General features: G+C 70.2%; 20 protein-coding genes. 16 read left to right on the top strand and 4 right to left on the bottom strand.

Going from position 1 to position 25599, the window contains the following annotated elements; all coding sequences use genetic code 11:
* Window positions 1-10: 10 nt before the first annotated feature.
* Window positions 11-1414 carry a class II fumarate hydratase gene (locus ACXJKD_RS02640; RefSeq protein WP_457252775.1) on the bottom strand — a complete coding sequence of 468 codons (1404 nt, stop codon included), beginning with the start codon at window positions 1412-1414 and terminating at the stop codon, window positions 11-13.
* 70 nt (window positions 1415-1484) lie between these two features.
* Window positions 1485-2456, bottom strand: coding sequence for a type I pantothenate kinase (gene coaA / locus ACXJKD_RS02635; RefSeq protein ID WP_457252774.1), 972 nt, complete (start codon window positions 2454-2456; stop codon window positions 1485-1487).
* A gap of 66 nt (window positions 2457-2522) precedes the next feature.
* Between coaA and glmS the strand changes: the two genes are divergently transcribed.
* The 12 genes from glmS to ACXJKD_RS02575 all read left to right on the top strand — a co-directional run bounded on the left by glmS (window position 2523) and on the right by ACXJKD_RS02575 (window position 15218).
* Window positions 2523-4382 (top strand): glutamine--fructose-6-phosphate transaminase (isomerizing), encoded by a 1860-nt coding sequence (glmS, locus tag ACXJKD_RS02630; protein WP_457252773.1) that lies wholly within the window; start codon window positions 2523-2525, stop codon window positions 4380-4382.
* 68 nt (window positions 4383-4450) lie between these two features.
* Window positions 4451-4801: a holo-ACP synthase gene (locus ACXJKD_RS02625; RefSeq protein WP_056923069.1), complete on the top strand. Its 351-nt coding sequence runs from the start codon at window positions 4451-4453 to the stop codon at window positions 4799-4801.
* Window positions 4802-4804: 3 nt separating this feature from the next.
* Window positions 4805-6262 (top strand): bifunctional ADP-dependent NAD(P)H-hydrate dehydratase/NAD(P)H-hydrate epimerase, encoded by a 1458-nt coding sequence (locus ACXJKD_RS02620; RefSeq protein WP_457252772.1) that lies wholly within the window; start codon window positions 4805-4807, stop codon window positions 6260-6262.
* A 29-nt stretch (window positions 6263-6291) separates the two neighbouring features.
* Complete coding sequence (gene alr, locus ACXJKD_RS02615) at window positions 6292-7470, top strand: alanine racemase (protein WP_457252771.1); 1179 nt, start codon at window positions 6292-6294, stop codon at window positions 7468-7470.
* Entirely contained in the window at window positions 7467-8639 is a 1173-nt protein-coding gene (locus ACXJKD_RS02610) for an alpha/beta fold hydrolase (RefSeq protein WP_457252770.1), read from the top strand. The genes alr and ACXJKD_RS02610 overlap by 4 nt, the downstream gene beginning before the upstream one ends.
* Window positions 8632-9105: a tRNA (adenosine(37)-N6)-threonylcarbamoyltransferase complex ATPase subunit type 1 TsaE gene (gene tsaE, locus ACXJKD_RS02605; protein WP_457252769.1), complete on the top strand. Its 474-nt coding sequence runs from the start codon at window positions 8632-8634 to the stop codon at window positions 9103-9105. Before ACXJKD_RS02610 ends, tsaE begins: the two co-directional genes overlap by 8 nt.
* Window positions 9102-9776, top strand: coding sequence for a tRNA (adenosine(37)-N6)-threonylcarbamoyltransferase complex dimerization subunit type 1 TsaB (gene tsaB, locus ACXJKD_RS02600; RefSeq protein WP_457252768.1), 675 nt, complete (start codon window positions 9102-9104; stop codon window positions 9774-9776). Before tsaE ends, tsaB begins: the two co-directional genes overlap by 4 nt.
* Window positions 9773-10246, top strand: coding sequence for a ribosomal protein S18-alanine N-acetyltransferase (gene rimI / locus ACXJKD_RS02595; RefSeq protein ID WP_457252767.1), 474 nt, complete (start codon window positions 9773-9775; stop codon window positions 10244-10246). Before tsaB ends, rimI begins: the two co-directional genes overlap by 4 nt.
* Window positions 10243-11292, top strand: a complete 1050-nt coding sequence (gene tsaD, locus ACXJKD_RS02590) for a tRNA (adenosine(37)-N6)-threonylcarbamoyltransferase complex transferase subunit TsaD (RefSeq protein ID WP_457252766.1) — start codon at window positions 10243-10245, stop codon at window positions 11290-11292. The genes rimI and tsaD overlap by 4 nt, the downstream gene beginning before the upstream one ends.
* 196 nt (window positions 11293-11488) lie before the next feature.
* Window positions 11489-12358, top strand: coding sequence for a hypothetical protein (locus ACXJKD_RS02585; protein ID WP_457252765.1), 870 nt, complete (start codon window positions 11489-11491; stop codon window positions 12356-12358).
* 205 nt (window positions 12359-12563) lie between these two features.
* Window positions 12564-13565 carry a hypothetical protein gene (locus tag ACXJKD_RS02580; RefSeq protein WP_457252764.1) on the top strand — a complete coding sequence of 334 codons (1002 nt, stop codon included), beginning with the start codon at window positions 12564-12566 and terminating at the stop codon, window positions 13563-13565.
* Between the two features lie 648 nt (window positions 13566-14213).
* Window positions 14214-15218, top strand: coding sequence for a hypothetical protein (locus tag ACXJKD_RS02575; RefSeq protein WP_457252763.1), 1005 nt, complete (start codon window positions 14214-14216; stop codon window positions 15216-15218).
* A gap of 88 nt (window positions 15219-15306) precedes the next feature.
* Here the strand turns inward: ACXJKD_RS02575 and ACXJKD_RS02570 are convergent, their stop codons facing one another.
* Complete coding sequence (locus tag ACXJKD_RS02570) at window positions 15307-15960, bottom strand: TetR/AcrR family transcriptional regulator (protein WP_457252762.1); 654 nt, start codon at window positions 15958-15960, stop codon at window positions 15307-15309.
* Between the two features lie 52 nt (window positions 15961-16012).
* Between ACXJKD_RS02570 and ACXJKD_RS02565 the strand changes: the two genes are divergently transcribed.
* Complete coding sequence (locus ACXJKD_RS02565; protein ID WP_457252761.1) at window positions 16013-17308, top strand: glycosyltransferase; 1296 nt, start codon at window positions 16013-16015, stop codon at window positions 17306-17308.
* Between the two features lie 85 nt (window positions 17309-17393).
* Here the strand turns inward: ACXJKD_RS02565 and ACXJKD_RS02560 are convergent, their stop codons facing one another.
* Window positions 17394-17657, bottom strand: coding sequence for a hypothetical protein (locus tag ACXJKD_RS02560; RefSeq protein ID WP_457252760.1), 264 nt, complete (start codon window positions 17655-17657; stop codon window positions 17394-17396).
* A 299-nt stretch (window positions 17658-17956) separates the two neighbouring features.
* On the opposite strand from ACXJKD_RS02560, the gene ACXJKD_RS02555 reads away from it, so the two are divergent.
* From ACXJKD_RS02555 to ACXJKD_RS02545, 3 genes are all read left to right on the top strand, one after another.
* On the top strand, window positions 17957-20011 hold the full coding sequence (locus ACXJKD_RS02555) for a S8 family serine peptidase (protein WP_457252759.1): 2055 nt from the start codon (window positions 17957-17959) through the stop codon (window positions 20009-20011).
* A 259-nt stretch (window positions 20012-20270) separates the two neighbouring features.
* Window positions 20271-20903: a class I SAM-dependent methyltransferase gene (locus ACXJKD_RS02550; protein WP_457252758.1), complete on the top strand. Its 633-nt coding sequence runs from the start codon at window positions 20271-20273 to the stop codon at window positions 20901-20903.
* Window positions 20904-21162: 259 nt separating this feature from the next.
* On the top strand, window positions 21163-25482 hold the full coding sequence (locus tag ACXJKD_RS02545; RefSeq protein WP_457252757.1) for a hypothetical protein: 4320 nt from the start codon (window positions 21163-21165) through the stop codon (window positions 25480-25482).
* Window positions 25483-25599 lie beyond the last annotated feature (117 nt).

The raw sequence follows: 25599 nt of genomic DNA, 5'->3' as shown, positions 1-25599 counted from the left end.
AGACCGCTCCTCAGCGGGGCGGACGGGTCATGGCCAGCACGTCGAGGGCCTCGTCGAGCTGCTGCTCGGTGAGCTCGCCGCTGGCGACGTGCCCGCGTTCGATCACGACGTCGCGGATCGGGCGACGCTCCTTGATCGACTGCTTCGCCACGGCCGCCGCGGCCTCGTAACCGATGTAGCGGTTGAGCGGGGTGACGATCGACGGCGACCCCTCGGCCAGCTCCCGGGAGCGCTCGGCGTCGGCCTCGATGCCAGCCACGCACCGGTCGGCCAGCAGCCGGGTCGCGGCCGACAGCAGGGTCGCCGACTCGAGGATGTTGCGGGCCATCACCGGCAACATCACGTTGAGCTCGAACGCGCCTGACGCCCCCGCCACAGTGATGGCCGTGTCGTTGCCGATCACCTGGGCGCACACCATCAGCGTGGCCTCGGGCAGGACCGGGTTCACCTTGCCCGGCATGATGCTCGACCCGGGCTGGAGGTCGGGCAGGTGGATCTCGCCCAGCCCCGAGCGCGGACCGGACGACATCCACCGCAGGTCGTTGCAGATCTTGGTGAGGCTGACGGCGACCACCTTGAGCGCCCCGCTCAGCTCGACGACGGCGTCCTGGGCGGACTGGGCCTCGAAGTGGTCGGCCGCCTCGCGGAAGGTCACCCCGGTGCGAGCAGTGACGCGGTCGATGACCGCCGCAGCAAAGCCGGGGGCGGCGTTGAGACCGGTGCCGGCCGCCGTCCCGCCCAGGGGCAGCTCAGCCGTGGCCTGGGCAGCCACCAGCACCCGCTCGGCCCCGAGCTCCACCTGCCTGGCGTAGCCGCCGAACTCCTGGCCGAGCGTGACCGGCACGGCGTCCATCAGGTGGGTGCGTCCTGCCTTGACCACGTCGACGAACTCGGACTCCTTGGCGCGCAACGCCTTCGCCAGGTGCAGCAGGCTCGGCGCGAGGTCGCGGTGCGCGGTCAGGGTGGCGGCGATCCGCAGGGCGCTGGGGAAGGTGTCGTTGCTCGACTGGCCGGCGTTGACGTGGTCGTTGGGATGCACCGCCTGGCCGGTGGCGAGGTGGGCGATCCGGGCCACCACCTCGTTGACGTTCATGTTCGTCGAGGTGCCCGAGCCGGTCTGGAACACGTCGATCGGGAACTGGTCGTCGTGCCGACCCTCGGCGACCTCGGTCGCAGCAGCCGCCACTGCGGCGGCCATCGGCTCCGGCAGCACCCCGAGCTCGGCGTTCACCGCGGCCGCGGCCGCCTTGAGCAGGGCGAGGGCGTGCACCACGCCGACCGGCACCGGCTGGCCGGAGATCGGGAAGTTCTCCACGGCTCGGGCGGTCTGCGCGCCCCAGAGGGCGTCGACGGGCACCTCCACGTCGCCCATCGAGTCGTGCTCGGTGCGGGTGGCAGGGGTCTGCTCGCTCATGTCCCCATCATGACGCTGTCGGCTGACCCGTGGGTATGCCGCGGCTGCGAGCCACGCGGCATACCCCACCTCAGAGCTTGCGGAGCCTGATCCGGCGGACGCTGTGGTCCTTGCCCTTCGCCAGCACCAGGGTGGCCCTGCTGCGGGTGGGGAGGACGTTCTCGCGCAGGTTGACCTCGTTGATCTCACGCCAGATGCGAGCAGCGGTCTCGCGGGCTTCCCCGTCAGACAGGACGGCGTAGCGGTGGAAGTAGGAGTGCGGGTCGGCGAACGCGGTCTCGCGCAGGCGCAGGAAGCGCTCGACGTACCACTGGCGGATGTCGTCGAGGTGGGCGTCGACGTAGACGGAGAAGTCGAAGAAGTCGCTGACGGCCAGGCCGGAGCGACCGTCCTCCTGCAGCCGCGGGGCCTGGAGCACGTTGAGACCCTCCACGATGAGCACGTCGGGCTGGCGCACCACGATCCGCTCGTCGGGGACGATGTCGTAGGTCAGGTGCGAGTAGACCGGGGCACTCACCTCGGCCTTGCCGGACTTCACCTCGGCCACGAACCGCAACAGCGCCCGCCGGTTGTAGGACTCCGGAAAACCCTTGCGCTGCAACAGGTTGCGGCGCTCGAGCTCGGCGTTGGGGTAGAGGAAGCCGTCGGTCGTCACGAGCTCGACCTCGGGAGTGCCGGGCCAGCGGGACAGGAGCTCCTTGAGCAGGCGTGCGGTGGTGGACTTGCCCACCGCCACGGATCCGGCGACACCGATCACGAACGGGGTCTTGGCCGGGCTCTCACCCAGGAAGTCGCCGGTGATGCGGTGCAGCCCGGCGGTCGCACCCACGTAGAAGTTGAGGAGGCGGGACAGCGGCAGGTAGACCTCCTCGACCTCGGTCAGGTCGATCCGCTCGCCGAGGCCCTGGAGCCGGGCGAGGTCGGCGGCGTCGAGGCTGAGCGGCTGGTTCTCCCGCAGCCGGGCCCAGGCGGCACGGTCCAGCTCGACGTAGGGCGAGGGAAGGGCGCCGGTGCCGTTCGCGGGATGGCTCACGGGCGCCATTCTTGCTCACGGGCCGCCCGCCCTCTGATGCCGTCCTCGGAGCGGTCGACGGTTAGGCTGCCTCCCATGTGCGGAATCGTCGGATACGTCGGCCCGAACGCCGACGGCAAAGCCCTGGACGTCGTCATGGAGGGCCTGGCCCGTCTCGAGTACCGCGGGTACGACTCCGCGGGGGTCGCGCTCGTGACCGAGGACGGGGTGGCGAGCGAGAAGCGCGCCGGCAAGCTGGTCAACCTGCAGGAGGCGCTCGACGCCGAACACCTCCCGGGCGCGACGACCGGGATCGGCCACACCCGCTGGGCCACCCACGGCGGCCCGACCGACCAGAACGCCCACCCGCACCGGGCCGGTGAGGACGGCAAGCTCGCCCTCATCCACAACGGCATCATCGAGAACTTCCACCAGCTGAAGAACGCCCTCCTCGCCGACGGCGCCGCCTTCTCGAGCGAGACCGACACCGAGGTGGCGGCCCACCTCGTCGCCCGCGAGTACGCGAAGACCAACGACCTCACCAAGGCCATGCAGAACGTCGTCAACCGGCTCGAGGGCGCCTTCACCCTGCTCGCCGTGCACGCCGACAGCCCCGGGGTCGTCGTCGGCGCCCGTCGCAACAGCCCGCTCGTCGTCGGCCTCGGCGAGGGCGAGAACTTCCTCGGCTCCGACGTCGCGGCCTTCATCGGCCACACCCGCCACGCGCTCGAGCTCGGCCAGGACCAGATCGTCACGATCACGCCGGACTCCTACGAGGTCATCAACTTCGACGGCAGCCCCGCCGACGGCAAGCACTACGAGGTGACCTGGGACGCCGCGGCCGCCGAGAAGGGCGGCTACGCGACCTTCATGGAGAAGGAGATCTACGACCAGCCGCACGCGGTCGGCGACACCCTGCTCGGTCGCACCGACGTCGACGGACGGCTGGTGCTCGACGACATGTCGATCACCGAGGACCAGCTCCGCAACGTCGACCGCATCATCATCGTCGCCTGCGGCACCGCGGCCTACGCGGGCATGGTCGCGAAGTACGCGATCGAGCACTGGACCCGCATCCCGGTCGAGGTGGCCCTGGCCCACGAGTTCCGCTACAGCGACCCGATCGCCACCGAGCGCACGCTGGTCGTGTCGATCAGCCAGTCAGGCGAGACGATGGACACGCTGATGGCCGTCAAGCACGCCCGCGAGCTGGGCGCGCTCACGCTGAGCATCTGCAACACCCACGGCTCGACCATCCCGCGTGAGTCCGACGCCGTGCTCTACACGCACGCCGGCCCCGAGATCGCGGTCGCCTCGACCAAGGCGTTCCTGGCCCAGATCACCGCCTGCTACATCCTCGGCCTCTACCTCGCCCAGCTGCGCGGCGGCACCTTCGCCGACGACGCGCAGTCGGTGATGAAGGAGCTCCACGAGATCCCCGCCAAGCTCGAGGAGCTGCTCGGCCGGATGGACCGGGTCAAGGAGATCGCCCGGTTCATGGCCGACACCCGCTCGGTGCTCTTCCTCGGCCGCAACGTCGGCTACCCCGTCGCCATGGAGGGCGCGCTCAAGCTCAAGGAGCTCGCCTACATCCACGCCGAGGGGTTCGCGGCGGGCGAGCTCAAGCACGGGCCGATCGCGCTCATCGACGCCGGCCAACCGGTCTTCATCGTGGTCCCCGGCCCGGGCACCCCGCACGAGCTGCACAAGAAGGTCGTCTCCAACATCCAGGAGATCCGGGCCCGCGGGGCCCGCACGATCGTGGTGGCCGAGGACGGCGACGAGGACGTGCTGCCCTTCGCCGACGAGGTGATCCGGGTGCCGGCGACGTCGCCCCTGCTCGCCCCGCTGCTGACGGTGGTGCCGCTACAGGTCTTCGCGCTGCACCTGTCCACCGCCAAGGGCCTCGACGTCGACCAGCCGCGCAACCTGGCGAAGAGCGTCACCGTTGAGTGACCACGGCGCGGCCGGCCGCGCTGAGCCCGCCGCCACGAGCGTCACCGTCGAGTGATCGTGGACGTCCGGTGATCGTCGGGGTCGGGATCGACGTGGTCGACGTGGAGCGTTTCGGGGAGTCCCTGGAGCGCACGCCCGGCCTTCTCGAGCGGTTGTTCACCGACGAGGAGCGGTCGCTGCCGCTCAACTCCCTCGCCGCCCGGTTCGCCGCCAAGGAGGCCCTGGCCAAGGCGCTCGGGGCGCCGGTCGGGCTGCACTGGCAGGACGCCACGGTGCGCCGCGGTGAGGACGGCCGCCCGCACCTCCAGATCACCGGCACGGTCGAGGCCAGGGCCGAGGCGCTCGGCGTGCACGCGATGCACATCTCCCTGTCACACGATGCCGGGATCGCCTCGGCCGTCGTCATCGCCGAGGGCTGAGCGGTGCTCCGGGCCTGGTCCGCCGAGCGGGTGCGCGCCGCCGAGGAGGAGCTGATGGCCGGCCTCGACGAGGGCGAGCTGATGGCCCGAGCGGCCGAGGGCCTCGCCGAGGTCTGTCGCGCGCGCCTCCAGGCGTCCGGCGGCAGCCGCGTCGTCGTGCTCGCCGGAGCGGGCAACAACGGCGCAGATGCGTTGTATGCCGCCGTGCAGCTCACCGCCGATGGCTTCGACTGTGTTGCGTTGCAAGGAGATTGGCCGCTGGCGATCGGCGACGGGGCCTCGTGGGCGGCTGACGGCGTGACCGTGGTGCCGCCCGAGGGGGACTGGGCGAGCGCGCTGGCCGCAGCCGACCTGGTGGTCGACGGCGTCCTCGGGATCGGTGGTCGTCCGGGCCTGCCCGAGGCGGCCAAGGCCTGGGTGGACGCGATCCCCGAACGCGCCTACGTGGTGGCGGTGGACCTGCCCTCGGGCCAGGACCCTGCCGGCCGTGCTGCCGTCGAGGACGGGGTCTTCGCCGACGAGACGGTGACCTTCGGGGTGGCCAAGCCCGTGCACCTGCTGCCCGCGAGCGAGGCAGCGGTCGGCCGACTGACGATCATCGACATCGGGATCGAGCCCGACGGGGTCCCTGACGTGGAACGCCTCGACTTCGCCGACGTGCCGGCACTGTGGCCGGTCCCGGGAGCCGGTGACGACAAGTACTCGCGCGGGGTGCTGGGAGTCGTGGCCGGGGGAGAGGACTACACCGGCGCAGCCCTCCTGTGCTGCACCGCTGCGGTCGGGGCCGGCGTCGGCATGCTCCGCTACGTCGGCACCCCCACGCCGACCGCCTTGGTGCGTGCCGCGGTCCCCGAGGCGGTCCACGGTGAGGGCAGGGTGCAGGCGTGGGTCGTCGGACCCGGCCTCGACCTCGCCTCCCGTGCCCGGGGCGCCAAGGCCCAGCTCGACGTCGCGCGCGCCGCGCTCGCGTCCGACCTACCGGTGCTGGTCGACGCGGGAGGCCTGGACCTCGTCGACGGCCCGCGCGGCGGCCCGACCCTGCTGACCCCCCACGCCGGCGAGCTGGCGCGCCTCCTGACGAGGTTGACCGGCGAGGAGACGAGTCGCGAGTCCGTGCAGGGCGACCCGGTCGGCCACGCGAGGCGAGCCGCCGACCTCACCGGCGCCACCGTCCTGCTCAAGGGCGCCACCACCCTCGTCGTCCCCCCGACCGAGGACGGCGGACCGGTGCGCTCGCAGAACGACGCCCCGCCCTGGCTCGCGACGGCAGGCGCCGGTGACGTGCTGGCCGGAGTCTGTGGTGCGCTGCTCGCCTCCGGGCTCGGTCCGCTGGACGCCGGCAGCCTCGGCGCGCTCGTGCACGGGGTCGCCGCCGACCTGGCCAACCCGGGTGGCCCGGTGCGCGCCCTGGCCGTGGCGCACGGCATACCGAGTGCGGTGGCCCACCTGCTCGCTCGCTGAGCTGCGCGCTCGTGAAAGACTGGACGACGATGAGTACTGCCACGACCAGCACCACCCCAGCCCCGGCCCCGCCGGGGCTGCCCGCGTGTGCCCAGGTCGACCTGTCCGCCATCAGCAGCAACGTCGCCGCGCTCAAGGCGCGGGCCGGCAGCGCCGAGGTGATGGCTGTCGTCAAGGCGGACGCCTATGGCCACGGCCTGGTGCCGAGCGCGCGGGCCGCCCTGGGCGGGGGCGCCACCTGGCTCGGCGTCGCGCAGCTGCCCGAGGCCGTCGAGCTGCGGCGGGCAGGCGTGCTGGCGCCGCTGCTGTCGTGGCTGCACGTGCCGGGCCAGGACTTCACCGAGGCCCTCGAGCTCGGGATCGACCTCGGGGTCTCGACGACGTGGTCGCTCGACCAGGTGCTCGAGGCGGCCACCACGACGGGCCGCACGGCCAGGGTCCACCTCAAGGTCGACACCGGCCTGGGGCGCAACGGCGCCTGGGACGCCGACCTCGCCGCACTGCTCGCCACCTTGGCGTCCTCGCAGGCCGACGGCGCGGTCGAGGTCGTCGGGCTGTTCAGCCACTTCGCCTACGCCGACGCGCCCCAGCACCCCACGGTGCGCGCGCAGCAGGAGCGCTTCGAGGGCATCCTCGAGCAGGCGGCGCTGGCCGGCGTCGTGCCACAGGTGCGCCACCTCGCCAACTCGGCGGCCACGCTCACCAACCCCTCGGCGCACTACGACCTCGTGCGACCGGGTGTCTCCGTCTACGGGCTCTCGCCGGTCCCCGACCTCGGTGCGCCCGAGGAGTTCGGGCTGCGTGAGGCGATGCGACTGGTCTCCCGACTGTCCAGCGTCAAGGATTCGCCTGCGGGGCAAGGCATTTCGTACGGCCACGTCTACACCACCACCGAGCCGACCAAGCTCGGCCTGGTGCCGATGGGCTACAGCGACGGGGTGCCGCGGCATGCCACCAGTGTCGGGCCGGTGCAGGTGGGCGGACGTCGGTATGTCGTGGCGGGCCGGGTCTGTATGGACCAGTTCGTGCTCGACCTCGGCGCGGACTCGACGGCCACGGCGGGCGACGAGGTCGTGCTCTTCGGAGTCGGGGCCGCGGGTGAGCCCACGGCGCAGGACTGGGCGGCGGCGATCGACACCATCAACTACGAGATCGTGACGCGGGTCGGCGCCAGGGTGCCGCGGATCCACGTCGGAGGCGACCAGTGAGCCCGACCAACCGCAGCCTCGCCGGCCTCGGCATCGGACTCGCCGCCGCAGGCGTGGCCACCGCTGCCGGCATCGCGGCGGGGCGCATCAGCAAGGAGCGGCACGCGCGGCTCTCGGTGCTCGCGCCGGCCGGCGCCTTTGCCCACACGGCCAGCAAGGAGTTCGTCGTCGTCGCGGACGACGGCGTGCCGCTGCACGTCGAGATCGACGAGCCGTCCGCCGACTCCTCCTCCGAGGACAAGCCCACCGTCGTCTTCTCCCACGGTTTCTGCCTGAGCCTCGAGAGCTGGGTCCTGCAACGCAAGGCGCTGGTGCGGGACGGCTTCCGCGTCGTGACCTGGGACCAGCGGGGCCACGGGCGCTCTGGGCGCGGTAGCGAAGAGTCCTGCGACATCGACCAGCTCGGCAGCGACCTGCACCGGGTGATCGAGGAGGCGGCGCCCGAGGGCCAGCTGGTCCTCGTCGGCCACTCGATGGGCGGCATGACGACGATGGCGCTGGCCGACCAGCACCCCGACCTGATCCGTGACCGCGTGGTCGCCACCGCCTTCGTGGCCACCAGCGCTGGGGGTGCCCAGCTGGTGTCCCTCGGCTTTGGGCAGTACTTCGGCAAGCTCGTCGGCCGGTTCGGGCCCTCGGTGCTCGACCGGCTGTCGGCGCGACCCGGGCTGGTCCGCACCGCCCTGCGAGCCGGCCGCGACATCGAGGAGTTCCTGGTCGAGCGCTGGAGCTTCGCCTCGCCCGTGCCCCCGGCCGCGGTCCGGCTCACCGGCGACATGATCTTCGGCACCCCCCTCGACGTGATGGCCGACTTCCTCCCGACCTTCGACGCCCACGACAAGCGCGATGCGCTGGTGTACTTCCACGGCGTGGAGGTGTTGGTGCTCAACGGCGTCCACGACGTGCTCACTCCTCCCGACCACAGCGAGGAGATCGTCCGGCTGGTGCCGGGCGCCGAACACGTGGTCATCGAGGAGGCCGGGCACATCATCATGCTGGAGCACCCCGAGGTGCTCAACGAGCAGCTCGAGGCGCTGATCGACCGCGGCATGCGGGCCGCCGCCGAGGGCGTGAAGGTCGCGCGCAAGCCGCGGGTCCGGCGCACGGTCACCGATCTCGCCAAGCGTCGCAAGGTCGCCCGGGCGCGGCGCGGAGAAGGCCGTGCCTGAGCTGACCAGCCCGGAGCTGCCCACCGCCGAGGACACCCGGGCCTGGGGCACCCGGCTGGGTCGCCTGCTGTCGGCCGGCGACCTCGTCGTGCTGACCGGCGGGCTCGGTGCCGGCAAGACCACCCTGACGCAGGGTCTGGCCGAGGGTGTGGGGGTGCGCGGGCCGATCACCTCACCCACCTTCGTGATCGCGCGGGTGCACCCGTCCCTGGTCGGCGGTCCCGCCCTCGTGCACGTCGACGCCTACCGGCTCGGGGGGTTCGCCGAGCTCGACGACCTCGACCTCGACACCTCGTTGGAGGAGTCGGTCACCGTGGTCGAGTGGGGCCACGGGCTCGCGGAGGACCTCGCCGACGACCGGCTCGAGGTCACCCTGTCCGGTGAGGACACCCGCCGCGCCCGCGTCCAGAGCCACGGCTCGCGCTGGGCCGACGCCGACCTCTCCGAGCTGGGGGCGAAGGCATGACCCGCGTCGTCCTGGCCATCGACACGTCGACGTCGGTGAGTGTCGCCGTCTCCACTGGTGCCGACTGGGCCATGGGCGGGTCGGACGACCCGCGCGGCCACACCGAGAGCGTCGCCCCCCTCATGCGCGACCTCCTGGCCAGGGCCGGGGTCTCCGCGGCCGACGTGACGGACGTGGTCGTGGGCAACGGCCCAGGGCCCTTCACCGGCTTGCGGGTCGGCATCGTGAGCGGTCTGGTCTTCGCCCACGCCCGGGGGATCCCGGTGCACGGGGTGTGCAGCCTCGACGTCCTGGCGCAGCAAGCAGTCGAGCACGTCGGGGAGGGCGAGTTCCTCGTCGCCACCGATGCCCGACGCAAGGAGGTCTACTGGGCGCGCTACCGGGTCGACCCCGATCGCGACGAGCGGGACCGGGCGGTGCGTCTCACCGACCCGGCGGTCGCGCGACCCGCGGAGCTGCCGGAGGACGTCCGGTCGCTGCCCACCGCCGGCCGTGGTCCGGTGCTGTACCCCGAGCTCTTCCCTCATCCCGTCGCAGTCCTCGACGTCTCGGCGGGGGTGCTGACCGACCTTGCGGTGCAGCGACTCGACGCCGGTGTGGAGCTGCCGGTGGAGCCGCTCTACCTGCGCCGCCCCGATGCGCTGACCACTGCGGAACGGGCCGCGAAGTGACGACCTCGACGGCGACCCTGCGTGACCTGCACTGGACCGACATCGACGACGTCGTCGCGCTCGAAGGTGAGCTGTTTCCCGACGACGCGTGGACTCCGGCGTCGGTGTGGGCCGAGCTGGCTGCACGCCCGCGACGCTCCTACGTCGTCGCGAGGGGCTCCGATGGCGGCCTCGCCGGCTATGGCGGAGTCGACCTCGGGGGCGAGGTGGCCGACATCATGACCATGGCCGTCGCGCCCAGCGCCCAGGGCCAGGGCCTCGGTCGCCAGCTCCTCGAGGAGCTCGTGGCCCGCGCGGTCGCCGACCACGCGGCATACCTCATGCTCGAGGTGCGGGCTGACAACGACGCGGCCCGAAAGCTCTATGAGTCAAGGGGATTCGAGACGTTGACGGTCCGCCGACGCTACTACCAGCCGGGTGACGTGGATGCCCACGTGATGCGGCTGAGCCTCCAGGAGGTGGCGCCGTGAGTGCCGACCAGCCCCTCGTCCTCGGGCTCGAGACGTCCTGCGACGAGACCGGTGTGGGCATCGTGCGCGGCGAGACGCTGTTGGTCGACGCGATCGCGAGCAGCGTCGACGAGCACGCGCGGTTCGGCGGGGTGGTGCCCGAGGTGGCCAGCCGTGCCCACCTCGAGGCCATGGTGCCGACCATCGAGCGCGCGACGCGGGAGGCCGGGATCAGGCTCTCCGACCTCGACGCGATCGCCGTCACCTCGGGTCCGGGGCTGGCGGGCGCGTTGATGGTGGGCGTGGCGGCGGCCAAGTCGCTCGCTGTCGCCCTCGGTGTCCCCCTGTATGGCGTGAACCACCTCGCGTCGCACGTCGCCGTCGACATCGTGGAGCACGGGCCGCTGCCCGAGCCGACCCTCGCGATGTTGGTTTCCGGAGGCCACTCGTCGCTGCTGCTGGTGCCCGACGTCACCCACGACATCCAGTCGCTCGGGTCGACGATCGACGACGCGGCGGGCGAGGCCTTCGACAAGGTCGCCCGCGTGCTGGGGCTGCCGTTCCCCGGGGGGCCGCACATCGACCGGATGGCTCGCGAGGGCGACCGGGTCGCCATCGACTTCCCCCGAGGGCTGACGACCGGGCGCGACATGGAGCGCTACCGGTTCGACTTCTCGTTCTCCGGGCTCAAGACCTCGGTGGCCCGGTGGGTGCAGGCTCGCGAGGCGGCAGGGGAGCCTGTGCCGGTCGCCGATGTCGCCGCGTCGTTCCAGGAGGCGGTCACCGACGTCCTGACCCGCAAGGCCGTCCTGGCCTGCAAGGAGCACGGCGTGATGAACCTGCAGATCGGCGGTGGCGTCGCCGCCAACAGCCGGCTGCGGGCGATGGCCCAGGAGCGCTGCGACGCCGCTGGCATCACGCTGCGGGTGCCGCGACCCGGGCTCTGCACCGACAACGGTGCGATGGTCGCGTCACTGGGTGCGCAGATGGTGCTCAAGGGACGCGCGCCGTCCGACCTCGCGCTCCCCGCCGACTCGTCCATGCCCGTCACGCTCGTGCAGGCCTAGGTTCCACCGAACCCCCTGGGCCTCCTTCCTGCGTGACTGAGGGCGACTCGTGATGACTGCGAGTGACTAGAAACCCAGTCATTGACGGGCACTGTGCCGAGCGGCAGACTGCCTGCTGCTCGCCTGGCCGAATGGGACTGCGTATCGATACGCAGACGGCCACGGAGCAGGAGGGGACGCCATGAGAAGGCTTCTGATGGTTTGTGGACTCGCCGGGGTGTGTCTGGCCGCTCCGGCTCAGGCTGGCTTTGCGGCGACGCCCGACCCAGTGGTGGACGACGGAGGAGGCATCACGCCCGCGGGGGTGTCCCCACCCGACACCCAGCAGGCGAAGGACAAGGTTGCTGCGACGGTGCTCTGGGCCAAGGCCGCCGCTGGCGGAGACGTCGCCGGCGCCCGGCGCGCCGAGGCTGCCTATGAGTCGAAGTACGGCGGACCGGGTGGGGGCTCGTCCAAGGCGTCGTCCACTGTGGTGTCCCGAGTCATGACGTCGACGGACCTGGCGGCGGCCTTCCCGACATCCCGGTCCCTGGGCGTCGTCCAGGTCGGGCAGCTCAAGACCTACTACTGCGGCCCGGCGAGCGGCTACGAGATCATCCGTTACCTGCACGGCGCCGGCTTCAGCAGTCGATTCGATGGCACGGCCGCGGGGCAGGGCGGGCTCGCCAACGCCAACCACATGGAGACCGACAAGTATGCGAAGACCGACTGGGCCCGGGCGGACTGGACCCTCGGCGTCAACCGCTGGCGCGGGGTCAACTGGTATGTGCAGGTGCACGCGCCGAGCAGCTCCTTGCTGAAGTCGGTGGCCGCGCAGAGCATCGGCGGCAACGGTATGCCGTTCAGTGGCGACACGGTGGAATTCGCGGGTGGGCCGCACTACAACGGGCACCGGAAGGATCGCACCATCGGTCACTGGATCGCCGGGTACGCCTACACCGGCAGCGGGTCGACCATCAGCTGGGCCGACTCCTCGACGACCAGTTTCCCGGACGCCGCCCGGTACTTCTCGTACAGCGCCTCGTCGTTCGCGACGTTCCTGCAGAGCAACGGGATCGCGTACTGAAGTGCGGCGCACACGCACAGTGGCGCTCGCCCTGGCCTGCCTGCTCGCCGCAGGCTGCCAGGGTCAACCCCCGCCTCCAGCACCCGTGAGTTCATCACCTGAACGGTCGACGACGAGCTCACCACCCTCTGCTGCAGAGCTGAGCACGGACAACGCCCGCAAGCCGCGGGCTGGCGAGCTCACCATCCTGACGACCCTGCGGGGCATGTCGGGAACCACTCGCAATGTCGTCCTCGCCCTGTCACCGGACGGTCACGCCCTAGTGGGTGTGAACCCCCCGCCCCTTCAGGGCGGCCTCATCGCGCAAGCTCGGATGCAGGTGATGAGTGGAGGCAAGCGCTCGTGGTTGCCCGCAACGCCGAAGGAGGCTATGCCGCGGCAGGCCTTTGACGGCGCGATGCCGAACGACGCCACGGCGGCATGGCTGGAGACCAGGTCCACCGACCTGTTCGACGTCGACTGGAAGGTGTTCGGGTGGTCCCACGGAAAGGTCCGACTGCTCGCCGACTCCGACACCTTCGCGAAAGGACATCCCTTGGCACCCGCGGCCGGTGGCGACCACCTGATCGCCAGCGACGGCAAGAGCGTCTGGTGGTCCTTCCGCAAAGCCGGAAGCGAGCTGCCGATCGCCACGAACATCGCCACCGCCGACCTGGCTGGCACCTCAGCGCCTCGCGTCGTCGTCAAGGGTGCCGACCTGCCCACCGTCGACCCGCGCGGCGGGCTGGTCTACGTGCGGGATCCGTACACGGCGCCGCACAGTGTCGGGTACGACATACACCTGCTCCGCGGGACTCGGGACGAGATCGTCTACCACGGGCCTTTGGGAGACGTCGGCTTCATCTCCGAGCTGTGTGTGGGCCCAGACGTGGTGGCCTGGGCCGTCCCGGTTGAATCGGACGACGGCGGAACGATCATGGTTCTGGACCGCACCACCCATCACGTGAAGGTCATCCGGCGAAGGGACAGTTCGCGGGGCGCAGAGCTGGCCTGCGGCGACGACTTCGTCGCGTGGGGCAATGGGAGCGGCAATGGCGACGCCGGTCAGTATCTGTACTCACCCAAGACCGGCGCGCTGGTGAGGCTGGGCGAGTCGTTCGGCATCAGCGGGGTCATCGCGGCGGGGCGCTACGTGGCGTGGACCCTGCCGCCGGCCTCACCGCAAGCATCGGCCGACACCCGACTGGCTCGGTGGGACGGTGGCTGACGGCGGGGTCCCTCGCCGCGCTAGTCGTCACTCGCGTGCGGCCCGGGGCCGGGCGTCCCCGTCGCGGTCGCGGTCGCGGTCGCGGTCGCGGTCGCGGTCGCCCCGATCGTGGACGAGGGCGCCGCTCGCCTAGATGCGGTTCAGCCGAACGGATGAGGCGATATCAACCGTTCGGCTGGTTCATTTCGGACAAAGCATCAGCAAAGCGGATCCCGTTTTACCGCGCCTTTACCCAATGATGACACTTCCTTGACTCGGCCCTAGCCTTCCATTCGGGGGCCACGGACGACCTTGGGGAGGTCGCTCCGAGGCAAGAGGGGGCAGGGTACGGCTGGTCCGGTTGCTGCAGGGGATGGCGACTGGACCGGCCAAACCCGGAGGCAGCCGGATTCCAGCCCGCTTCACCACTTCGCGAAGGCTCGGCACTGACAAGCGGCGGCCCACCATGAGGAGGCGTCGGCACTAGTACGTTTGCTGCTGTTTGGATCGACTGTCGCGCGGTTTGCTCTGAGAAGGGACGAACGTCGCCTTCAGCCAAGCCCGGAGCGGTTGGTGCGCTGGCATCTGCACGACGGCCGCGATCGGCAGCGTTCGCTCCACCCCCGCCCGAACACGTTGGGTGGGCGGGGCTGGACGGAAGGAATCGCGATGAGTGAGAACGAACAGGCGAAAATCACCGGGATCACGCACCGGTATGTGCGCTGGCTGATGATCCTGCTGCCGCTGCTCCTGCTGGTCGTCTCGGTCGGTACAGGACTCAACAAGGGCGAGTTCGAGACCTCGATCAGCGCCTACTACGGCGGTCCAGTCCGCGACGTCCTGGTCGGCACCCTCGTCGCGACGGCTGCCTGCCTGGTCGCGTACCAGGGCGTGGGGTTGTTGGAGGACTACGCGCTCAATGGGGCAGGCTTCTATGCGGTCTTCGTCGCACTGCTTCCGAATGGCTTCGCCGGGATCATGGCCGACCTCCGGGACAACCCCGCGCCAGACGGAGTCACCGCAGCGGACTACGGCTCCTTCTTGCGGATCGCCCTCTCCATGGTCGTGCTGCTGTGCCTCGTACTGCTCGTCCGAGAGCTGCGAACGGGTAACGTCACGCAGCTCGTCGGCGCCGAAGTGGGCACCGCGTCGAAGTTCCTTACGCGGTTCTTCGTTCTCTTGACGTCGGTCATCCTCGCGGGCTTCCTGGCGTTGGCGATGTGGCAGCTCTGGCGCGGCCCGGCCGACCAGATCACGATGGAGGGCATCAGCGTGGCCGGTCGGCAGGCCTCGGTCCATTTCCTTGCGGCGGTCTTTCTCATCGCTTCCCTGGGCGTAGCCGTCCTGACCAACACCTGGCCGTTCTTTGGGTTTGGTAGCGCGCTGTGGAAGTCTGGTCGCGGCATCTACCTGGTGATCCTCCTGCTGATGACATTCGGCCTGGTGGTGCCCTGGCTGATTTCGCGGGCGGTGGCCCCGGAACACCTCGTGCTCTTGGTGGAGTGGTGGGAGATCGGGCTGTTCATCGCCTTCTGGACCATGGAGACGCGCCGGATCGTGCGGTCGAGCAGGATGGAAAAGGCCCCGCCTGGACCACTGAAAGAACCACAGCGCGTCCCCGAACCCGCACACGACCCCGCTGTGAAGGCGGGGGCCCTCGTCAAGCAGGACTAGTCGATCCGCGACCTCCTCGCGCGGATCGACATTGGCGGGACCGTGAGGAAAGTATGGAGAGGAAGCCCACGATCGCAGGGCGACGGAGTCACTCTCCTAGCAATTGGGCGTGGAGCAGTTCGTGCAGGAACGTCGTGGTGCGTGCCTTGGACCATCGTCGGCCGACGCGGATCGTCTGGTAGAGGTCGGCACTGAAAAGCACCACCAGGATGTCGGCGGCCCTCGCCGGTGAGAGCCCGGTTCGCAGACCGCCGGGTTTGTGGTGCAGTGCGCGGGCGATCTCGCGATAGGACTCGACGCGGCGGCGCTCGCTGACCTCCACCACGGCGGCCGCCTCGGCGTCGCCGGCGGCGCCGTGCATCGCGTTGGCCAGTGGCGCCACCCGCTCGAGAATGGCAACGCCATGGGTGAAGAACACCGCGAACGCGGCTTCTGCGGTGGGGGCGGCTTCGAATTCCGCCCACCACTGGTGCCAGGGCATCAACTCGGCGAGATCTGGGTCTGGTGGCGGTTCGCGCCAGTGGTCGAACCCGATGATGGCTGCCCCCAGGGACTCGCCCAAGAGCGCGGCCTTCGTCCCGAACGTGTAGTAGATCGTCGGAACCGCCACACCCGCCTGGTGCGCCACCTCGGCGATGGTCGTGCCGAGGTATCCCCCCTCGGAGAACAGGTCGTAGGCGGCCCGGACCATCCGTCGCCGGTTGGCCAGCGCCCGGTCTGTGCGGGTGGTCGTGGTAGACATCGGCTCCATACCGGTTCACTATAGTAAGACTATAGTGAAGGAGCGTTGGGCGATGAAGATCCTGTTCGCATCGATGCCCGCCGATGGACACTTCAACCCCCTGACGGGGATCGCCGCCCACTTGGCCGACCATGGTCACGACGTGCGCTGGTATGCCGGGCCGGAGTATGGCGCCAGGCTCGACCGTCTGGCGATGCGTTGGTTTCCCTATCGGCGGGCCATCGAGATCATGGCGAGCAACATCAACGAGCTGTTCCCCGAGCGTGCCGCCCTCAAGGGACCACGGTTGATCAGCTTCGACCTTGACACCTTCTTCGTGAGCCAGGTCGAGGAGAGCTTCCAGGACATCGTGGACCTCAGACAGGAGTGGTCGTTCGACGCCTTGGTGTGTGATGGCGCCTTCTACGCCGAGCAGCTCGTCGCCGAGGCGCTCCAGGTCCCCGTGTTCGCCATCGGCCTGAGCATGGTGTTGCCGGACGCCCAGGGCCCGCCACCGTTCTTCGGGTTGCGCCCCGCACGCAGCCCGGTGGGACGGATCCACCACGCAGTGGTGCGCCGGATGCTGGCCGGCGGGATGAAGGCCGGCACCACCCACTACAACCAGATCCTCGCCCGGCACGGCGTCGCACCGATCAGCCTCGATGGGTTTCCAGATGGTCCGATGCTCAAGTCAAACCGTGTCTTCCTCAACGGTTCTCCCGGCTTGGAGTTTCCCGGCTACCGACCTGCCCCCAACGCCGAGTTCGTCGGCCCGCTGAGCCCGGCTCGCCGCGCCTCCGGCCCGGACACGGCACTGCCGGCCCTGGTGGTCGAGACCTCGCTGAGGGTGGTGGTGGTCTCGCAGGGAACCGTCGACAACTCCGACCCGGGCAAGCTGATCGTCCCAACCATCCAGGCACTGAAGAACTCGCCGTACGTGGTCGTGGCCACCACCGGGGGCGCGCACACCGAGACCCTCCGTGAGCGCTTCCCCGAGCCGAACGTGGTCATCGAGGACTTCATCGCTTACGACGATCTCTTTCCGCACGTCGACGTATTCGTCACCAGCGGCGGCTTCGGCAGCAACCTCGCGGCCTTCCTCCGCGGGGTTCCGGTCGTCGCGGCCGGCAAGCGAGAGGGGAAGAACGACATCAACGCCCGGGTCGGCCACAACAAGCTCGGGATCGACCTGCGCGGCGAGCACCCCAGGCCCGCGGCCATACGCCGGGCCGTCCGCACCGTCCTCGGGGACCCCAGCTACGCCAAGCAGGTCGCAGCCCTGCGTGCCGAGCTTCACACATACACCCCCATGCAGACAATCGAGAACGCAATCCTGCAGGCGTCGGCAACGCCTCACGCCCTGCGTTGACGTTGTGGGCCATCTCCACTGTCGTGCCCACGGAATCCACGGGCAGGCGGGGGGCGTAGGGAATGAGTCTGGGGCAGCGAGGTGGCTACCGCTCGACGTAGACCGTGAACGGTGGGATGACACCGTGCGACTCGGCCTGCGCTGCGACCTCCGGCGGCATCGACTCCAGCATCGCCATCAGCGCATCGACATCATCGGTGTCGACGCTCACCGCTGCCTTGTTACTGCCGTCAAGCGCGACGAGGTCGGTCACCCCGGTGGCGCCCGGCATGGCTGCCGCCCGCTCGTCCTTGCCGGCCAACCAACGGTCGACCTCGCGGATGTCGTGCGTGATGATGACTCGGGGCACTGCGCCCACCTCCGTCGCCTTCTCGCGCCGGCGGTCCAACGACGGCGTCCTGACGACATCGAGTCTGCTCCGCGCTCGACTCGCTGACCTCACGCGTTTGAGTGATTCCATGAGGCACAGTGCCGAACGCATGTGACTTCAGTATCCGGATGTCGGGAGAGCCCGATATGCCCTCGACCGAGCGGCTGATGGCCCGTACTCCGTACAGGCGATGCCGACCCCCTACTTGGGGTCGATGCTCGGGAGTGCGGCCATGCGGCCGCGTTCTGCGGGTCCTGAGCCTGTCGAAGGGTGCTGCGATGTCCACGTTGGTTCGTCACATTGTCACCGCGTCTGCGGTAACCCTCGCCGCCATCGCACCCGCACTGTCTGCCGCCGCCGCGCCGCCGGACGAATCACCTGCTCGTCCCGACACGGTCTCCGCTGGGAAGGGCGACCGCGACCACGACAAGGTGGCAGACGACCTCGAGGCAGCTCTCGTCCGGCGCGGCGCAGGTGACCGCGTGCGGGTCATCGTCCAGGGCGCCTTGCCCGGCGAGGGACGCCGCGCTGCGCCCTCGCTCACTGTCAGCCACAGCTACGGACTCGTGCGCGCGTTTGCTGGTTCGCTCACCGCGGGACAGGTCTCGGCCTTGGCAGCGATCCCTTCGGTGACGAGGGTGGAGCTCGACGGCGTGGTCCGGGCCATGGACGCCGCGGGCGATGACGGGTACGGCGTGTCTACCGCCCGCGCCGCATACAGCCCAACGCTGGGCGCCCTCGACGGCAGTGGGGTGGGCATCTGTGTCATCGACACCGGGATCGATCCCAACCATGAGCAGCTCGCCGGGCGGGTCGTGGGGTGGCGGGACTGGGTGAACGGCCGTGCCACCGCCTACGACGACCACGGTCACGGAACGCACGTCGCGAGCATCGCCGCCGGTGACGGCACGGGGTCTGCGGATGCTGACCGCTATGGCGGGGTGGCCAGGGGCGCGCTCCTCATTGGCGCCAAGGTACTCAACTCGTCGGGCTCCGGTTCGGACGCCGACGTCGCCGCCGCGATCGACTGGTGTGCCACTCGCAGTGACGTGCGGATCCTCTCGATGTCGCTCGGGAGCCCTGGCGGTGATGGCAGCGACCTCGGTAGCCAGATGGCCAACGCCGCCGCCGCGGCGGGAAAGGTCGTCGTGGTGGCGGCAGGCAACTCCGGTGACGCCCCCGCCACGATCACATCGCCCGGCGTCGCGACCAACGTCATCACCGTTGGTGCGGCGTCGGACGAGACGACCCTGCCCGGCGGACTCGACACCGACACCGGGCTCTACCTCGCGGGGTTCTCCGGGCGTGGACCCACCGCCAACCCGGCTGCGCCCCTCAAGCCGGATGTGGTCGCCCCGGGTCTGAGCGTCGTGGCGGCGAAGGCCAACACGACCAGCTCCTATGTCGCCTTCTCCGGCACTTCGATGGCGACGCCATTCGTCGCCGGGGTCGTGGCCCTCGGGCTGGAAGCCGCTCCAGCCAGCACGCCGGCGGCCGTGAAGGCTGCGCTGCAGGCCAGCGCCCAGGACGCCGGTGCGACCGGCGCGGACAACGAGTGGGGGTACGGCCTGGTGGATGCGCGTGCCTTCATCGCGGGGTTGGGTGCCGAGCCGGCCGGCACCGCCGCGTGGCCGGGCCACCAGGTGCTGACGGGCTCGCTCGGTGCGAACGCCAGTCGTGACACCGCGATCAGCGTTTCCACCGCGGGGCGGCCGCTGGGCGTCACACTGCAGACCACCACAGGCGCCGCGACGTGCCTGCTGCCGATCGGCACCACCTGCCTCTACGGGTACGAGTGGGCACCGGACCTCGACGCGTACCTCATCAACCCGTCGGGCAGCGTCGTGGCAGTCAGTCGCTGCATGCTCGAGGCCACGAACGGGAACTGCGCGGCGCCCGGACGCTTCGAGACCCTCGGCGTCTCGAACGCTGCAGCCGGCACGTGGACGCTGCGCGTGGAGTCGTTCTCCGGGGCTGGGAGCTACCTCGCCGACGTCTTCGGCGGGCTCTCCGGGTCGACGCCACCGCCGCCACCGCCGCCCGCTGTGCCATCGGCGCCCACAGGGCTGACTGCCGTGACCGCGTCCTCGACGCAGGTCCGGCTGGCCTGGACCGACACCTCCAGCAACGAGAACGGATTCCGCGTCGAGAGGTGTACCGGTGGGAGCTGCACGGCATTCGCGGTCGTCGCCTCACTCCCAGCGGGCAGCACGGCATACACGAGCACTGGGCTCAAGGCGAACACGAACTATCGCTACCGCGTCGTGGCATGGAACGACGCCGGGGCGTCGGCCTACTCCAACATCGCCACGGCCAAGACTCCACGCAGGTAGCCAGGGAGTGAATCCGTACTTGCCGTTCGTCTCAGCCGTGCTTCCTTCTCGTTGGTTCGACGATGCAATTCGTCCTGGCTGCCCGGGGCCCACCCGTCGGACCATCGAGTCTGGGCAACTGCGACAGTTACCCGGATGCTCCGTCTCGCGGCGGAATGGGACAGGCACGAGTCGACACCGATGTGGTGGATCAGTCCCTCATGTCTCCTCTCTGGTCTGTACTGGTGCCTTGAAACAACGTGGTCGGTAGTCTCGAGCGGTGACGAGCGAGCCATTCGGCATGTTCGAGGGGATGTACGCCGGCGCGGAGGCGGGCGGGGCCAAGCCGCCCTGGGACTACGGCGCCCCTCGTCCACAGCTCGTGGCGTGGGCTGAGGCGCAGAACCTGGCCGGGGGTGGCCGCGAGGCGCTGGTCGTCGGGTGTGGCTACGGAGCTGACGCCGAATACCTTGCCTCGCTGGGATATCGCACCACCGGGTTCGACTTCGCGCCGACCGCGATCGCTGCAGCGCGGCGGAAGTATCCCGCCAGCGAGGTGAAGTACCTCGTTGCCGATGTCCTGGATCTTCCTGGTGAGTGGCAGCGTCGGTTCGACCTGGTCGTAGAAAGTCTCACCGTGCAGTCGATGCCGCCAGAGCAGCACACGGAAGCTGCGCAGAAGATCGGCTCGCTGGTGGCACCAGAAGGCACGCTGCTGGTCCTTGCGACCACCCGGGACGAAGGGGCCGAGGTGAAGGGACCGCCGTGGCCGCTGTCCCGTGTAGAGCTCGAGGACTTTGCCCTCGGCGACCTCACCCTGCGCCGGGTCGAGCGGATCGAGGGCGGCGCTTGGTGGCGAGCCGAACTCTCAAGAGGAGAGGCACATTCGACCAATCACGCGGGCGGCTCATAGATCGGCTCCTGCCTGTGGTCCTCTCCCGGCGGAAAGACGCGGTTCGGGCTGCCAGAGTCACTTGGGCACGAAGCTCGTGGGGTGACGAACCCGGATGTTGAAGGTGCCCTGGCGCCGCTCTGCGGCGTGGACAAGGGGCCTCTTGGGCGGGGATCGCCCGTTCGGTCCGGTTTGCAGCAAACCGGTCGATATTGCTTCGAGGCGGGGGCGCGGAACGTTACCTTGGTGCATCGTCCTTCCCAGACCCTGAGGAAATTCGTTGCACCGCACGCTGGCCGCTGGCCTCGCTGCCCTGGTCGGCTTCACGGTCCTTGCCCAGACGCCTGCGTCCGCTGTCGAGCCGCACGATGCCGGCGCACCGCCCATGGTCCTGACCCTCGCGGGCGACGGCCTCGGGTCGTCCGGACCCGCCTCCCGCGTCATGCTGCCGTCAGACGTCTTCATCGACGGCAGAGCCGACGGCACCCTGCTCGCCCACGATTCCCAGCGGCTCATGCGGGTCGACCCCGCGACGGACCGAGTGACCGTCCTTCCATGGCCGACTGACTCCGGCTTTTGGGTCGGCGGGGACCTGGCCGTGGACGGCGGTGAGGTGGTCATGGGAGCCGACAACCGCATCATCCGCTTCACCCCGGGCGGCGGGCCGGCTACCACTCTCTGGTCAGGCGGTGGACCCACGGCCCTCGATGTCGGAGCCGACCACGCCGTGTGGGCCCTGGCCGGCGGCCGCGTCCATCGGCTGCCCCTTGGTGGCGTGTGGACCGCCCTCACCCCGGTCGGTGCCATCGTCGAGGGCCTCGACCTCGCCGTGTCGCCCGACGGCACCAAGGCCTACGTCCTCGACGTGGGCAGCGGCCATCGCGGCGTCTACGAGGTGACCACTGCCGGACTCGGGACGCGGGTCGCCGGCAACGGCGGCAACGTCGGTGCCTTCCTGGCCGGGCGGCAGTCGCGTGAGGTCTCGACCGTCGATGTCACCTCGATCAGCACCGACGCCACGACGCTGACCATGTCGTCGCCCGACAACGCCGTCCTACGGGCCCCGCTGGCGGGCGGCCCGCTGACGCAGGTCAGCAGCGGCGCGTGCACCGGCCGGTTGAGCCAGCTGGGGGCTGACCTGGCCGTCGGGTGCAACACCGGCCCGGGTGAGCGGTCACTGCACCGGTTCTCGGTCGCTGGCGTCGACCGGGGCCGCATCCTGGGGATGGACCCCGAGCAGCCCTGGTCGCCTGACGGCGTCCTCGCCACCGACGCCTATCTCGACGAGGTCCGTGGCTCCGCCGGCACACCGGACGGGCGCGTGGTCTTCACGACAGAGCGCGGTCTCGTGCGGGAGGTCCGGAGCGACGGCACGCTGTTGACGCGCGCGCGGCTGTCGCCACTCACCACCGGCCGCGGCAAGGTTGCGCTCGGCGACGACGGCACGGCATACGTCACGACGGGCACCGGCTCGCTCACTGCGGTGAGTGTCAACGGCACGGTCAGCGACGTGGCGGTCTCGGCCGACGTGGCCGACGTCGAGGTGCTGTCCGACGGTGCTCTCGCAGTCGCGGACCGGGCGGGGCACCGGATCCTGCGGGTGACCGCCACCGGCACGCAGACCACCCTGACCTCCGCCATCGGAGACCCCGTTGACCTCGCCCGCTCCGGTGACCGGCTGCTCGTCGCCGAAGGCGGCCTGCGCTGGGTCGACGCCGACGGAGGGGTCAGCACGGTCCTCAGCGGGGGCGCACCCACCAGCGTGACCGCGACGGTCGAAGGGCCGTGGGCCAACGTTGACTACCAGTACCTCGGGGGAATCGCGGTCATCGCCGCGGACGGGTCGATGCAGCCCGTGGCTGCGGTCGGCGGCGTCGTCGCCCAGCTCCAGGCCGTGGGCGATGGCAGCGTCCTGCGCGCCGGTGGACGGACGGTCAGCCGCATCCTGACTCCGGGCCTCGGCGCATCGGTGCCACCACTGGGCGTCACGGCGACACCGGGCGAGGGGAGGGTCTCCATCGGCTGGGACAAGCCGTTCGCGGACGGGATGATCGTCGCAAAGCGGGGTTCGACCCCCCCGCACGACCACTGGGACGGCGTCCAGCTGCCCTGGCCCACCAGTAACCCCATGACCGTCATGACGATCGCAGGTGAGCCGCTCGTGCCCGGCGAGGAGTGGTCGTTCGCGTTCTTCGAGCGCGGGTACACCACCAACCAGGCCGGTTCGGCGATGGCCATGGGCCCGCCGGTGGGCGTGACCACCGCCGCCTTGCCCGACAACACGCCGCCGGGGCAGCCCACGGACGTGGTCCTCAACGCGACGCATACCGAGATCAGCTTGGGGTTCAACGACCCCCGAGTGGACGACCTTGCCAAGGTGCTCGTCCGGTATGCCGCCGGCTCGACGCCGCCTGCCAGTGTCACCGACGGCCTGCCGTTCCCCGAGGACGTGGCCGGGGCCGGGTGGTGGTGGGGAACGTTGCCCAACCCGGTGAGGGGTCAGGACTACGCGGTCTCGATCTTCCTCATGGACCATCAGGGCAACGTCTCTACCTGGACCGGCCTCACCCGGCTGGACTTCGAGCCACCCGCGCAGGTCATGCAGGTGAGCGTCGAGCCCTCGTACCAGAGCCTGCGTTTCGCCTACACCGCGCCCACGGACGCCGACTACTCCGGGACCTTCTATGCGATCGGTGCCGCGGGTGCGACGCCGAGCACCTCGACGATGCGCTGGGCTGGCGGCACCCCCGTGTTCACGCCGACCGAGCTCGCCATGGACACCGACTACACGTTGGCGCTGTGGACGATGGACGTGTCGGGCAACCTGGGCGAGCCGGTCCTCGTGCCCTTCCACACGCTGCTGGACACGACTCCTCCCGCGGCGCCGAGCGGGTTGGCGGCCATCGGCGGGGACTACGAAGTCACCGCGACCTGGACGGCTCCGACGGACGCGGACCTGGCCTCGCAGACGGCCGTTCTGACGGACACCGTCACGGGCGCGCGGTCGCAGGCCTCGCCGCTCGCGAAGACGGCCGGCACCTACACGTGGCCGCGCCTGGCGGGTGGCCGCACCTTCACGGTGGAGGTCTTCGCCACCGACCGGCAGGGCCTTACCTCCACGACGGTCAGCGCGGAGGTGACGACGGCCCCGGACACGAACGGCCCTCCACCTGCCATCCCCCTGTCCTCGATCTCCGTCACGCCGGCGTCGACGCGCAGCGTGGCCGTCAGCTTCCCGCGGCCGGTCCTGCCGGACCTCAAGACCGTGGGGTACGAGGTGCGACCGCTCGGCGCAGGCCTCGACCCCGTAGGTTCCGTCTACGCACTGCCGCTCAACTCGGCCACGGTCAACGGGAAGGTGACCTTGCCCGAGGCCATGACGGCATACCAGCTGGTCATCCACGTGTGGGACCTCAACGGCAACAGGGCCCGCACCGTCATCCCGTCCGTGGTCGGCGCCGCGAATGCCTCGGAACTGCCCTTGGCCCCGGTCAACCTGCTGGTGAGCTCGCCGCGGGACAACACCCTGGACGTGACGTGGGGGAGGAATGCCTTCAGCGTCCCGGTCAGCACGTGGAAGGTCACGGCGACGTCCGGCAGCCTGACTCGCACGGTGGAGGTCGAGGGGTCTCGCACCGCCGTGCAGCTCGGTGGCCTGGTCGGCCGGACCACGTGGCAGGTCAAGGTCCTCGGCCTCGGCACCTGGGGGGCGGGGCCGAACACCACCGCATCGCCGGTCACCGTGGGCGACACGACTGCTCCGCAACCGGTGACGGCCGCAAAGGCCGTGCCGTCGTACGACACCGACACGCTGACGTGGACCAACCCCGCCGACTTCGACCTCGACCACGTCGACGTCATCAGGCGCGGGGCCACCGCGGCGGAGACCAAGCTCGTGTACCGAGGCAAGGGAACGACCTTCCGCTCCACTGGCCAGGTCGCCGGGCGGTCGTACACCTACGAGCTGCGCACCTATGACGCGTTCGGCCAGACCTGGTCGGGTTTCGTCCGCCTGGACAACCGCAGGTCCGCTCCCACCCTCGCCGGTTCCACGACGATCAAGTACGGCTCGAGCACACGGGTCTCCGGCGTCCTGCGGTTCGACGGCGCGCCGCTGGCTGCGCGAAAGGTGACGCTGTTCGTCCAGAAGTACGGCACGACGACGTGGGCCGCCCTGACCAGCGCCACGACGACGAGCACCGGCACCTACGCGTTCACAGTCAAGCCCTCGTACAGCACGCGCTACCGGATCGGCTACGTCGGGGCAGCCGCTGTGGGCGGCGCCTACAGCCCGGCGGCCGCCGTGTCGGTGGCACCCACGGCCACCATGGGGGCAAGCCGCACGAGCCTCAATTACGGCGGATCCGTCACCCTCTCGACCACGATCAGGCCGGGGCACGCAGGCTCAACCGTGACCCTGCAGCGGTGGAACGGCACCGCCTGGGCAACGGTGACGACCAGGAAGCTTTCGAGCACCAGCTCGACCACCGCCTACGTCAAGCCGCCGGCGCGCGGCACCAACAAGTACCGGTGGTTGCTGCCGGCCCACACGGACCACACGTCAGGTGTGTCTGCCACGGCCTCGGTCCGGGTCTACTGAGCCCAGGGATTTCTACGCATTCGCGGGGACGGTCGATGTGGGGGGTGTCGCCCGCGATCACTCACGCATCCAGTGCTGGGTCTGCGGTCATCCCCCGGTGTTCGGGGGGTTGGAGTT

The organism is Pedococcus sp. P5_B7 (genome assembly GCF_054049895.1).
The sequence above is the reverse complement of the archived record's forward strand: the minus strand, read 5'-3'. Positions and strand labels throughout refer to the sequence as shown.